Below are 12,002 nucleotides of genomic sequence, written 5' to 3'. Positions count from 1 at the left end.
CATTTGCGGCCCAGTCAACTTGTCTTAATCCCCTGAATATCGGGGCTTGGTTTTGGCCTGCCATCAATTGGAAAATGCACGGCCGCCCGTGTCTTAATCCCCTGAATATCGGGGCTTGGTTTTGGCGAAGACCACGCCCAAGCAATGCCCGCACAATTTGGTCTTAATCCCCTGAATATCGGGGCTTGGTTTTGGCACCATCGAAGCCGAAGAGGCCCAGTCCGAAGAGTCTTAATCCCCTGAATATCGGGGCTTGGTTTTGGCCGCATACCCAGCGTTTTTGGGCAGCCAGCGCCGTCTTAATCCCCTGAATATCGGGGCTTGGTTTTGGCTGATGGCAAGTTTCGGCCAAGTCTACGTGCCAAGTCTTAATCCCCTGAATATCGGGGCTTGGTTTTGGCGTCACTGTGCGCACCAGTGAGCGCGGATCTGTGGTCTTAATCCCCTGAATATCGGGGCTTGGTTTTGGCGAAACTTAAAAAGGTATCAAAAATGTCAAATGTCTTAATCCCCTGAATATCGGGGCTTGGTTTTGGCCCATCATCAACGAACTGGCCGCCCTGGCCTTGGTGTCTTAATCCCCTGAATATCGGGGCTTGGTTTTGGCACGATGACTTTGCTTCAGCGCAAAAGGCAGCAGTCTTAATCCCCTGAATATCGGGGCTTGGTTTTGGCTCTCCAACTGCGAAAGCAAAGAGCAATTTTTGGAGTCTTAATCCCCTGAATATCGGGGCTTGGTTTTGGCCAAAAAATGAACGAGAAAAAGGTCTATCTGCCATGGTCTTAATCCCCTGAATATCGGGGCTTGGTTTTGGCTGCTTTGTCTGCGGAGTTCGCAGAAATTGGGGTCAGTCTTAATCCCCTGAATATCGGGGCTTGGTTTTGGCGATGCGCTTAAAAATCCAATGCGCTGGCACGAACTAAGTCTTAATCCCCTGAATATCGGGGCTTGGTTTTGGCAAACAATCAACAACCCAAGGAAGTCAAATGATCGTCTTAATCCCCTGAATATCGGGGCTTGGTTTTGGCATCGAGCCACAGCGCAACCGTGCTTGCGAAGTCTTAATCCCCTGAATATCGGGGCTTGGTTTTGGCTTCGCGCAGTTAAGGCTGCTGGGCGCACGCCCGCGTCTTAATCCCCTGAATATCGGGGCTTGGTTTTGGCCGGTCAGCGCGGGGCCAAAGACACGGCGCAAGACGTCTTAATCCCCTGAATATCGGGGCTTGGTTTTGGCGGGTATGGATGACGCCAAAGCCATGCGCAACCGGTCTTAATCCCCTGAATATCGGGGCTTGGTTTTGGCTATTTGGCAAAGAAGATGGAAACCCACAAACGTCTTAATCCCCTGAATATCGGGGCTTGGTTTTGGCCCCTACAAACTTTTTGAGCTTGGTACCGCACAGGGGGTCTTAATCCCCTGAATATCGGGGCTTGGTTTTGGCTTGGGCGGCAAAGTCTCAGGCGGCGGTACGGGTCTTAATCCCCTGAATATCGGGGCTTGGTTTTGGCCTATTGGGCAAGGGCAGAAGCAATTGCAGAAGGTCTTAATCCCCTGAATATCGGGGCTTGGTTTTGGCGACCCAGGCCACGAACAGTGGCACGGTGCGAGACGTCTTAATCCCCTGAATATCGGGGCTTGGTTTTGGCGCTTTTCAGTTCATCAACGAGGCAAACCGCGTGGTCTTAATCCCCTGAATATCGGGGCTTGGTTTTGGCGACGCCCGAGGAGTCAAAGCGAGCCAAGATAATGTCTTAATCCCCTGAATATCGGGGCTTGGTTTTGGCGATGCTTTGTCTGCGGAGTTCGCAGAAATTGGGGTCGTCTTAATCCCCTGAATATCGGGGCTTGGTTTTGGCCGAGTCCGGCACCCGGACGGGTCAAGTTGTTGGGTCTTAATCCCCTGAATATCGGGGCTTGGTTTTGGCCCGTTTTGTGGGCTTTATACATATTCAAGTGTCTTAATCCCCTGAATATCGGGGCTTGGTTTTGGCTCACCGACCCCGAGGACCTGCTGAGCATCGAGGGTCTTAATCCCCTGAATATCGGGGCTTGGTTTTGGCGGCAAGGCATACCGTTATGACGCTGACGAGAAGCGTCTTAATCCCCTGAATATCGGGGCTTGGTTTTGGCGAAGAGCACGCGCACCACTGCGAAAGCATGGAGCGTCTTAATCCCCTGAATATCGGGGCTTGGTTTTGGCGGTGTCGCTTGCCCATGGGGCGAGTTTACCCGTCTTAATCCCCTGAATATCGGGGCTTGGTTTTGGCGGGCCTATGTGCACGATGGCATTCAGATCCAGTCGTCTTAATCCCCTGAATATCGGGGCTTGGTTTTGGCTCCTCACGTCAAAAAATCCAATGGCATCAAGCACTTGCGTGGGGAGTTGCCAAAGAATTTGGGTCATGAAAAGCTGAGCCTATGTCGGTCTGCTGCGGTGTCGGGTTGAGGAACTGGCCAAACCTTGTGAGTCTATCCGTCCATGGGGCATTCGGTGGCTTGCGGGGGCGTATTTTCGCCAGCGCTCAGTTGGTAGCGGCCGAGGCCCATGACGGTTTCTTTGCCGATGTGCAGTTGTTCGCCCATTTGCAGCAGGGGCAGCAGGGTTTGCAATGCCACGACGGGGCCGCTCAAAGTTGCGCTGCCGATCAGGCCGCCCAAAGGCAGTTTTTGGTTTTGGGTGCCTGAGTGGCGTTGGATGTCGTGCCACTGCAGGTTGCGTGTGTCGAGCATGCAGGCGTTGGCTTGATGCATGGGGTCGGGCTGCCCAAGTGTGGGGGTTGTTGTGGCGATGGGGGTGGTGGTTGCAGGCTTTTGGTCGGTGATTTGTTGCCACTGCATTTGGCGGCGCAGCAGGGCGCGGACCAGGCCGGGTGCGTCGAGTTGTTGGGCTTTGAAGATGGGTTTGCCTTGGTGCTGCAGGCGCAGCGGGGTCAGCCACCGCAGGGTGATGTGGCCAGTTGTGGCGTGCATGTGGGCGGGTGTCTCGGTGCTTGCCGACAAAACGTGGGTTTGGCTGGTTTGTGTGTCCATGAGTTTGAACAGGCCCGGTGCAAAGAGTTCTTTTTCGACGGCGTTGCGCAGGGTGTGTTCGATCAGGCCGTGGTGTGCTTGGGTGCCGGGCAAGAGCAGCACATCAAAGCTTTGGGTTTGCCCTGCCTGCAGTTGGCAAGCCCCCAGCGCTGGGGGTTGGACAAGGTAGCGCGGCAGGCCGTCTCTGAACGAAGGGTGCAGGGGCTGGGCGGGGGCGGCGGGGTCAAACACCACGCCATAGGCGCAGCTGTTGCGCAGGGGGCAGCCGGTGCATTGGTTTTGGCCGGTGATGCAGGCGGCGCGGCGCAGGGCCCGGCCAAATGCGCCGCGCAGTGTGCTGCCCGCAAAGTGGGGCCAGGCCACGGTTTGGGTGGCTTGCAGGGTGGTGATGATGCGGGTGATGCTGTGCATGGGGTGGCGATGTTTGGCTTTTTTGGGGGTCAGGCTTTGGGTTTGACCCATTGTTTGAGGCGCTCGCCCAGGCGGTTCAGGTCGCGCCCAGCCACAACTTCGATGTTCAGGGCTTTGGCCAGGCGTTGCTCGGAGTCGCGTAGCGGGCGGTAGGTGGCCAGCATGCCGCGTGTGCCTAGGCCGCCGATGCGGCGGCAGTTTTCGGCCAGTTTGTACAGGGTGTCGTTGGCCTTGAGGTCGCCTTCGTGGTTCATGCGGGCGGTTTTGCACTCGACCATGAACAGGCGGTTGCGGGCCATGAAGGCGACGTCGATTTCGTTGGGCTGTCCGCTGTCGCCCAGCACTTGCAGGTTGGCCGCTTTGTCGCGGATGGCCAGGTCGCCCGTGACTTGGCTCACGCTTTGGTAGACGTGGTGCTCGATCCAGCCGCCATTGGCAAAGCTGCGGGCGGCTTCGGTGGCAAAGACGAGCGTGTCGCCTTGGCGTTTGAGGACTTGGGCTTGTTCGAACTTGCGCAGCAGTGCGTCCAGGCCGTGGTGCTCGCGCTGTCGGGGGCTGAGGGTGACGCGCAGGCTGCGTTGGGCTTCTTGGCTCAGGTGGTTGAGTTGGCCAATGGCTTCTTCAAGGGAGCCGACGTTGATGATCAGGTCTTGCAGCAGGGTTTGCCAGGCGGTGTTGGGCTGGGGCCGTTCGATGCCTTCGGCCAATGTAAAGCCGTAGCCGCGCAGGTAGTGGCGCAGGCGCAGTTGCTGGGTCAGGGCTTGGGCGGGGCGGGTTTTGTCGAGCCAGATGATTTGGTCGGTGTCCACATCGACATAAAACGCGGGCCAGCCCGCAGCTTGTGCCACAGCTTGCGCGGCCAGGGCCATGAGTTTGTTGCCGCCGGTCACGTTCAGGGCCAGGGATTGGCCGTCGCGCTGGGTGGCCACGTCCATCAGGATGCTTTCGAGCGCGGCCATGTTGTGCTCGTCGGGCAGGGGCACGGTTTGGGTTTTGATGCCCGACTCTTGCAGCACAGCTTGCAGCGCCTGGGCGCGGTGCGCCATTTTTTGGCTGACCAGCAGCACGGCTTCACGGGGTTTCATGGCCGGGTCCAGCGCGGGCAGCAGGTTGGGCGCGGCTTGCTCGGACACGAGCATGAGTTGGATTTGGGCGGGGGTGGTCATGGTGCTGTGGTCAATTCGGGCAATGGGCTGGGCGAGACGTGAAAAGCTTCAAGCCGTGCATGGCACTGGCGCAGTTCGTCGGCGCTGAGTTCGCGCCCGCGCCAGTGGGCGGGCAGGTCCAGGCTGAGGTTAAAAAACCGTGCGCCTTGGCTGCAGACGGCAGCAGCCAGGTGCACAGGAAGGGTCCCGATGACGGTGTCGCCACGCTGGACGAGTGTGGTGTCCAGATGGGTCAGATGCTGGTCGATGTGCAGACCTTGCTCTGCGGCCCAGACCTTGGCACCGGGGTGGCGGCTGATGAACCAGGTGGTCATGGGCTCAGGCTTCGCCCCGCAGCACGGCGAGTTTGAGTTTTTTGCGCTCGTCTTTCATGTCGACTTCCACGACTTGGGGCAGCCATTCGGCCAGCGCCTCGGCGGCGGCACGCTTTTCTTCGGCGGTCCAGTCGGCACCCTCAAGGGCGGCTTTCGACAGGGCGCGGGCTTTGGCGTGCAGCTCGGTGTTGGCTTTGTCTTTTTTGCCGTTGGCACCCATGGCAACGAGCTTTTGTTGGCAGGTTTGCACAAAGGTTTCGATCTGGCGGGCGTTGTCGCTCAGGTTGGCCATTTTGGCGGCTTGCTCGGCGGCGGCTTGTGCTTCGGCTTGGGCGTTGGCAAGTTTTTCTTCGGCCTTGGTGTCGCGGTCCATGGCCCCATAGCCCACCGAAGTTTTGGCACCAAAACCCAGCCAGGCAAAGGCGTGTTCAAAGGCTTCGGTCAGCAGTGTTTTCCAGCGGTCGTTGTGGGCCAAGTCGGGGGCCAGGTGTGCCAGGCGGGCGCTGTCGCACACCACATGGAAAGCAAATTGCGACTTGGGCGGCACGGTTAAAAAGCTGATGGGGTTGGGCGAGCCGCTGTCGTGTGGGCTGTTGCTGCCTGCAACGTCTTTGTCTTGGTAGTAATGGCTTTGGTGCGGCGTCATGATTTCGACCATGAGGCTGTTGCCCTCGATTTGCGGGATGACGTCCCAAAAGCTGAGCACGCCGCGCAGGTGGTTTTCACCGTCCAGGGCTTCGCTGCCAAAGAGCACGTCGAGGTCGCTGACATCAAACAGGCGCTGGCCTTGTTTGTTGTGCACTTCGTGGCGCGGGTCTTCGGCGTGACGCCATTCTTGGCTGTCCCATTGGCCGCTGGCCAGTTCTTTGGCGGCTGTGCGCAGCACGCCTTTGACCCCGCTGCCGGCCAAATAAGGCAGGCCATAGGGGTTGAGGAAGGCAAAGCCGTTTTCGAGCGGGTGTTCGTTGCCCAGCCCGGTGGTGAACGGGGCCACGGCGGTGGCGTGCAGGCGCAGGCCTTGGGCAGGGGGCATGTGGTCAAAGATTTGGTTTTGACGCTGGGTCATGGCATTGCCGATGTGCTTGTCGGCGGCGCTGAGTGCGCAAACTTCATTCCATGCATGGCGGGCTGCAAAGTCGTTTTTGTCCCAGAGGCCTGCAAGTGGTTTGCGGTCGCGTGCACGTAGGGCGGCGATGGCAGTGTCCATGCCACGGCTGAGCAGTGCTGCTACTTCATCACCCTCGCGACTTTTGGCTTCGGCGCGTTTGCGCACATCGGCTTCTTGGTCGGCGCGTGCTGTCCAGATAGGCAAATAAACGCCAAATCGCTGGCCGGGGGAAGCGGTTTTGAAGTCTTTGCCCAGGTATTCGGGTACGGCGGCTATGGGCATGTCAGGCTTTCGGGTCTTGCTTCACGCGGGCTGAAGACATTTGGCGCATCCAGCGCAGCCAGGCGAAGGCTTCGGTGGTGATGGCTTGGTAGTCGGCGGGGTTGGCTTTGAGCAGCGATTGCATAAAGGGTTCGAAGTTTGCGTCGGGCGCAATTTTTTTGAATCGCTGGCTAAGCCAAATGCGCAGGTGTGTGGCTACTTTTTCATTGGGCAGACCTTTTTCTTTTTTGCCTTTTTCATGGCAAAAGGCCAGCACTTGCATGAGGCCACTGTTCATGATGAGCGCGGGCAGGCCTTTGGCGATGTTGACGTGTTCTTTCTCGTACTTTGCGCATTGGTTCCATGCGTCTTGCGCACGCTGTTGTTCGAGCGTCAGGGGGGCGGTGGATTGAGTGCTGGCTGTTGGCGTTGGGGCGGTGCCGCTGGTTTTGCTGCCAAGGCTCAGGGTTTTGGGGGTGTTCATGTTTGGGCTCCTTGGGCTTAAGCGGTGAGCACCGTGGCGGCCACCAGGCCGCGCCCGGTGGTGGCGTCGCCGCCCACTTGCAGCAGTTGGCTGTGCAGCACGGCTTTCATGTGGGCCATGACGATTTGGGCGTCGAGCTTTTCTTCTTTGGCGCTGCGGGTTTGGCTGGCCAAGAGGGGCGCGATCAGCAGTGCTTCGGGCGGCAGGTTTTCGGTGTAAAACAGGCCGCCGTCGCTGGCAGTGCCGGTGGTGTCGTCGATGCGCACATGCGGCTCGATCAGCATGGCGTGTTGGCTGAAGTAGTCGAAGTCGCTGTCGCTGAGCACGACCAGGTCTTTGGCCATTTTTTCGCGGAAAAACGTATAGCCGTCGCCTGCGGGCATGGCGGTTTGGGCCAGGTCTTGGGCGATGGTTTGCAGGGTGGCGCAGGCTTTGTCGGCGGCGGCGTATTCAAAAGCTTCGAGGTGCAGTTGGTTGCCGCTGCTGCCGCCGAGTTGGGTGGCGTGGACGGTGAGGCAGCTGCCTTGTGCCACTTCGGGCAATGTGGGCCAGTTGCGTGCCAGGCCCAGGTGGGCCAGCAGCCGCTGGGCGCGGGCGATGGCTTGCGGGCAGGTGGCATAAACAAAGCCGCCTTTTAGGCTGCGCACGGGCAGGGCCACGATTTGGGCGTCGCCAAAGCTGACGGCTCCGGCGTGCAGCTCGGCGCTGCCCGATTCGGGACCAAACAGGCGGGTGATGTGCTGGGCGTCACCCCCCAGGCTTTTGAAGCTGTGGCGCACGGCGCCTTTGATGCCGCTGCCTGCAAAGCAGGGGTGGCCGGTGTGGCGTTCGCGCTGGATGGGGTTGTCGATGACGCCAATGGCTTGGCCTGCGCCCATGTGCACGGGGCTGACGGCGTACAGAAAAACGGCGGCTTTTTGTTCAAACATGTGAAGTCCTTGGAGCTTGAAATGAGGGTGTTGGGTGTTGCGGGTGTGGCAGGTGTTGGGCGGTCAGATGCAGTCGTAGGCGGCAAAGGCAAAGCGGTTGAAGCCTTCGGCGCGGCGGTGCGTATCTTCACAGGCATCGGACCAAAAGCCGCTGTCGGCAAGCTTGCCGAGCGCTTCGGGGCTGGCTTGTAATTGGTCGAGCCAATAGACGCTGCCGGTGGGGGCGGCACGCAGGGCGGCTTTGGGTTGCCAGTTCGCCAGGTCCCAGCCCGAGATGGTCTCTGAGCGCGGCACGGTGGCGCAGACCAAGCGGGCGCGCACGTCGTGCAGGTTTAACCAGTGGTAGCCGTCGGCTTCGCGTTGAAAGCCGTTGGGCAGCCAGCCTTGGGCAAACAAGCCGGGGCTGGTCAGCACGACGCGGCAGCGGCCTTGGGTGGCGATGGCGTGCAGGTCGGCCTGCGGGGCTTGGTGGTCCACGCTTTGGCTGCTGGCGGCGCGGCCGTCACCGCCCAAGCGCAGGCTGCCTTGTGCGGGCAAGGTGGCACCGCGCACGCTGGCCACAAAGCCCACGCGGGGTTTAAAAGCCACGGCTTGGGTGGTGAAGAGTTTGCCGTCGTCGGCGCTGCGGGTGTCGGCGTTCAGGCCAATGCCCACGCGCGAGTCGATGGCCCACAGCTCGCTGGTTTTGACGAGGTCGTGTTCGGCGTTGGGCAATTGGCCGTTCAGGTAGCGTTGCCAACCTGATTGGCTGAGCCACAGGCCGCTGGTGGCTTTGCGCCGTTCGGTTTCGGCCAGCACGGGCACTTGGGCAAAGCCGCTGGAGTTGAGCAGGCCGGTGTGCGGCGCTTGGGGGCGCAGGCTTTGGATGTGTTTGGCGTCACCGTCTTTGTCGGTCACGACCAGGTCGGCGGGCAGTGCGTGCAGGGTTTGCAGCCTGCCATCGTCAAGCTGGCGCACCAGCGTGAAGGCGGTGAGCGCAAAAGGGCCGGGCGCAGCGGGTGTGCCCAGGCTGGGGTGGGTGATGTGCCCTTTGGCAAAGGCGGCCAGGTCGGTGCCGTCTTGCGCCAGCAGGTGGCTGCGCAATGCGCCCGCAGCGGCCGATGGCCATGGGGGCACCAGCGATTCGCCGTGGCTGCCGGGGTCGCCAAAGAGTTTGTTGCCGCGCAAAAAGAGCACGTCGAGTGGCTCAATGAAGCGGTGTTCGGTGTGGTGTGGGGTGGCGGCGCTCATGCGTTGGCTTCCGTGGATTCGGTGGTGGTGTGGGTGTTGGCCGTGGTGTAGCCTGTGCGGGTTTCACGGGCCAAAAATTCGGCCACGCCCATGAAGTTGGCGAGCCAGTTCAGGCCCTTGCGCTCTTGCCTGCGCACTTGTGCGGCGCAGAGTTGGGCCAGGCGCTGAGCCAGTTCGGGCGCTTGTGCGTTCGCGCTGCCTTTGGCTTGGCGGTCGAGTTGGTAGGCCAACAAACTGGCCAGCATCTCGGTTGTGGCCGAGTCCGTGGGTTCGGGCAGGTCGCGCATCCATTCCAGGCTGTTGAACACAGCGCGGCTGGAGGTGCCATCAGCACGCAAAAAGCCGATCAGGTCTTGCAGCAGGTCAACGGGTTCGCCCCATTTTTCGGTCAGGTAGAGCGCACCGCCCGAGCGTTTGACGATGGTGATGGAGAAAGCATTTCTGCCGCCCTCGTTTTTGGCGCGTTTTTCGGCGGCGCGCAGTTCTTGCAATACAGCACCCAGCGGGGCTTGGTGGTGGGCCACGATGGCGCCGGTCGACGCGGTGGCGTGTTCGCCCATCATGCGCATGAGGCGGCCGTTGAGCCAGGCAAAGCCTTTGTTGAGCACCAGTTGCTCACGCACATCGCCTTGGCGGTCGCGCACCATGCCCCAGTCGGTTTGGGCGTCTTGCGGGGCGCTGCCGCTGTAGGCGTGGCGCAGGCGTTGCATGGTGTTGAGCAGGTCGGCGGTGGGCAGCATGGCCAGCACGTCGTCACCCCCGGCGTAAATCACGCGGCCCAGATGCTCTTGTTCCACCACATGGCGCACCACGATTTGCGAGAAGTCGTTGAGTGCGCCCGAGATGGCCAGGTGCCGGTTGGGGCTGATGGCACGGGGCTGGTCGCCGTAGGCCTTGAGGGCTTTGTGTTGGTCCGCTTGCGCGTCAAAGCCTTTTTGCACGTTGGGGTGAAAGCTGTCGCGGTAGGGGATGGCGGTGTGGGTGGCGGTGTCGCCCGACAGGATGGCGCCCATGCGGTCGCCGTCCATCATGATGAGGCTGTAGTAGGTTTCGAGTTTGTCTAGCCCTAAGGTGTTGCGCACGACTTTTTGAGTTTCGGCGTAAGCCGTTTCGTCGTCGCTGTCGCGGGCGGCTTCGAGCAAGCCGGGCAAGACTTTGGCGTCGGCAACGTGGTTCTGGTCGTGGCGCATGAGGCGGCGCGGCAGGGCCACCGATTCAGGGTCCAGGTCTTTGCAGGCCTGAGAAAAATCTTGTTGCGCGGGGGCACCCGAAGCGAGCCATTGCTCTAAGTGGCTGGCCAGCGCCATGGTGTGGGTGCTGACCACAAATCGACCGCAGGCTTTGCCCGTGGCTTGGCTGACTTGGTCGGCAAACACGGTAGGCCACAGGCGTTTGAGCGCCGACAAGCCGCCCAGGTGCTCACCGGCTTTGGCCCAGGATTTTTTGGCTTGGTGCACTTTGGCCCACAGCGTGTCTTTTTGCTGCCGGTAAGACTTTTGCAATTGCGCCGGGTCGGTGGTGAGCCATTCGCTTTCGCCCGTGAGGGAGCAGCGCCAGCCATGTTGCGGCAGTTGCGAAAAGGTGCGCGAGGCTTTGGCGGCGGCCAAGGCGCGTTCGGCCAAGTCAAACACCGCCGGGTAAAGCGTGCCGGGGTTGGGTGACCAGAAAGTGGTTTTATTGTCCCAAGCCATGTCGTCTTTGAGCACTTGCCAGGCGGGGCTGGACAGAAAGCCGCTGGGCTGGTCGGGTGACACGCCAAAGAACGGGGCCATGGCCGCACTCAGCTGGGTGGTGTCGAGGTTGTTTTGCTTGTCGGCGTTGCGCGGGTGGATGAGCGAAAACGGCACGGTGGCCCAATGCACTTCAGGAAAGCCCGCGAGTTGCTCGCGCATTTGTTGGTGGCAGTGCTGTTCGGCCCCGGTGTTCAGGCCTGCGGCGTCGAGGAGGCGGTTGACCACGTCTTGGCCCGTGGATTGCAGCCATTCGCGCACGGCTTGTTCGCACTGCTGGGCGATGGCTTGCGCTTGCGATGCGGGCACCACGGCCACAAAGCGGTTGGGCAGGGCGGCGCTGAACAGGGGGTTGGCGTCGGTGGCACCCTTTTGCCATTCGCAGTCTTTGAACAGGTCTGCGGGCAGGTGCATTTGGTCGCGCAGCCACAGGTCCACTTGCGGGATGCCGCGCAGGCGGGGAAACAGCACGGCGTCTGGCCCGAGCGCTTCGCACAGGGGGCGCATGCATTCCCAGGCCAGGCGCGAGAGCAGGTGCGAACCGGCCCACAGGTCGCTGGTGGAGCGTGCGGCGGCGATGAAGCTTTGCACGGGGCCGAGTGAGACGGTGAGCAAGGCGACTTCTTGTTGCGGGTCGGCCGCAAAGGCTCCGGCAAAGGCACTGGTCAGGTCCAGGTGGTCCCAGATGCTGTGGTCGGGGACGCGGGTGTCGGCGGGCAGTTGGTGCCACAGGGCACCCAAAGTGCCGTTGTCTTGCTCTTCGCTCAACTCGGGGGCAAATCGCCACAGGGCCAGCAGGGTGCGGCGCATGTCGTGCGGCTGGTCGCCCTGAATGCCCAGCGATTTGAGCAAGCCCAGGTGGTGGTCCAGGCTGCGCTCTTTGATGTCAGCCACTTCGGTGTCTTTGAGCTGGCCCAGGTCGATTTGTTGGCCAGTCAGCGGGTGAATCAGCACGGGCTGGCTGCTGAAACGCACTTGCGAGCCAGGCGCCACTTTGAGGGTGACTTCTTGGCCCGTCTTCGTGGTGACGTCCAGCGCTTGCATGGGCCACTGCGGGCGGTCTGCCGCAGCTGCCCACCAGTCGGCACGCTGCACGGTTTTGTACATGCCCGTGGGCAGGCTGGCTTTGAACAGCAGGGCGCTGAGCGTGCGTTGATCGGCGTCGTCGGTTTCGCTGTAGTTGCGCAGACCCATGAGGCGGCTGAGCGCCAGCGAGGTGCCGTTTTCGTGGCCCGCAGGGTCGCGCATGAGCACCAGCGCTTTTTCGGCTGGGTCGTGGATGCGGGCGGCAATTTTGGTGTGCCAGACGTTGTCTGGTGTGGTGGGGTGGGTCATGG

General features: G+C 61.0%; 8 protein-coding genes and 1 CRISPR repeat array (1 of these 9 only partly in view). All 8 genes read right to left on the bottom strand.

The window, feature by feature from the left end:
* Positions 1-2,339: a CRISPR direct-repeat array (repeat unit 36 nt; unit sequence GTCTTAATCCCCTGAATATCGGGGCTTGGTTTTGGC) (it extends 736 nt beyond the left edge of the window).
* Between the two features lie 132 nt (positions 2,340-2,471).
* Positions 2,472-3,443, bottom strand: a complete 972-nt coding sequence (gene cas6, locus AMM33_RS16945) for a CRISPR system precrRNA processing endoribonuclease RAMP protein Cas6 (protein ID WP_194945520.1) — start codon at positions 3,441-3,443, stop codon at positions 2,472-2,474.
* Between the two features lie 29 nt (positions 3,444-3,472).
* Positions 3,473-4,609 (bottom strand): Card1-like endonuclease domain-containing protein, encoded by a 1,137-nt coding sequence (locus AMM33_RS16940; RefSeq protein ID WP_090142459.1) that lies wholly within the window; start codon positions 4,607-4,609, stop codon positions 3,473-3,475.
* Positions 4,606-4,923 carry a CRISPR-associated protein Csx16 gene (csx16, locus tag AMM33_RS16935; RefSeq protein WP_090142458.1) on the bottom strand — a complete coding sequence of 106 codons (318 nt, stop codon included), beginning with the start codon at positions 4,921-4,923 and terminating at the stop codon, positions 4,606-4,608. The genes AMM33_RS16940 and csx16 overlap by 4 nt, the downstream gene beginning before the upstream one ends.
* Before the next feature lie 4 nt (positions 4,924-4,927).
* Positions 4,928-6,313: a type III-B CRISPR module RAMP protein Cmr6 gene (cmr6, locus tag AMM33_RS16930; RefSeq protein ID WP_228768201.1), complete on the bottom strand. Its 1,386-nt coding sequence runs from the start codon at positions 6,311-6,313 to the stop codon at positions 4,928-4,930.
* A gap of 1 nt (position 6,314) precedes the next feature.
* A complete protein-coding gene (gene cmr5, locus AMM33_RS16925) occupies positions 6,315-6,776 on the bottom strand; it encodes a type III-B CRISPR module-associated protein Cmr5 (RefSeq protein ID WP_090142457.1) in 462 nt (153 codons plus the stop codon).
* A gap of 17 nt (positions 6,777-6,793) precedes the next feature.
* Positions 6,794-7,705, bottom strand: coding sequence for a type III-B CRISPR module RAMP protein Cmr4 (gene cmr4 / locus AMM33_RS16920; RefSeq protein ID WP_090142456.1), 912 nt, complete (start codon positions 7,703-7,705; stop codon positions 6,794-6,796).
* Between the two features lie 63 nt (positions 7,706-7,768).
* Entirely contained in the window at positions 7,769-8,935 is a 1,167-nt protein-coding gene (locus AMM33_RS16915; protein WP_090142455.1) for a type III-B CRISPR module-associated protein Cmr3, read from the bottom strand.
* Complete coding sequence (gene cas10 / locus AMM33_RS16910) at positions 8,932-12,000, bottom strand: type III-B CRISPR-associated protein Cas10/Cmr2 (RefSeq protein ID WP_090142454.1); 3,069 nt, start codon at positions 11,998-12,000, stop codon at positions 8,932-8,934. The genes AMM33_RS16915 and cas10 overlap by 4 nt, the downstream gene beginning before the upstream one ends.
* Positions 12,001-12,002: the final 2 nt, after the last annotated feature.

The sequence above is a fragment of the Limnohabitans sp. DM1 genome (genome assembly GCF_001269385.1).
In the GTDB taxonomy this organism is placed as follows: Bacteria; Pseudomonadota; Gammaproteobacteria; order Burkholderiales; family Burkholderiaceae_C; genus Limnohabitans_A.
This window is presented reverse-complemented; position numbering and strand designations above follow the sequence as displayed.

Excerpts from the sequence above, each read along its gene's own strand:
- cas6 (WP_194945520.1), bottom strand. The coding sequence starts at position 3,443 with ATGCACAGCATCACCCGCATCATCACCACCCTGCAAGCCACCCAAACC.
- AMM33_RS16940 (WP_090142459.1), bottom strand. The coding sequence starts at position 4,609 with ATGACCACCCCCGCCCAAATCCAACTCATGCTCGTGTCCGAGCAAGCC.
- csx16 (WP_090142458.1), bottom strand. The coding sequence starts at position 4,923 with ATGACCACCTGGTTCATCAGCCGCCACCCCGGTGCCAAGGTCTGGGCC.
- cmr6 (WP_228768201.1), bottom strand. The coding sequence starts at position 6,313 with ATGCCCATAGCCGCCGTACCCGAATACCTGGGCAAAGACTTCAAAACC.
- cmr5 (WP_090142457.1), bottom strand. The coding sequence starts at position 6,776 with ATGAACACCCCCAAAACCCTGAGCCTTGGCAGCAAAACCAGCGGCACC.
- cmr4 (WP_090142456.1), bottom strand. The coding sequence starts at position 7,705 with ATGTTTGAACAAAAAGCCGCCGTTTTTCTGTACGCCGTCAGCCCCGTG.
- AMM33_RS16915 (WP_090142455.1), bottom strand. The coding sequence starts at position 8,935 with ATGAGCGCCGCCACCCCACACCACACCGAACACCGCTTCATTGAGCCA.
- cas10 (WP_090142454.1), bottom strand. The coding sequence starts at position 12,000 with ATGACCCACCCCACCACACCAGACAACGTCTGGCACACCAAAATTGCC.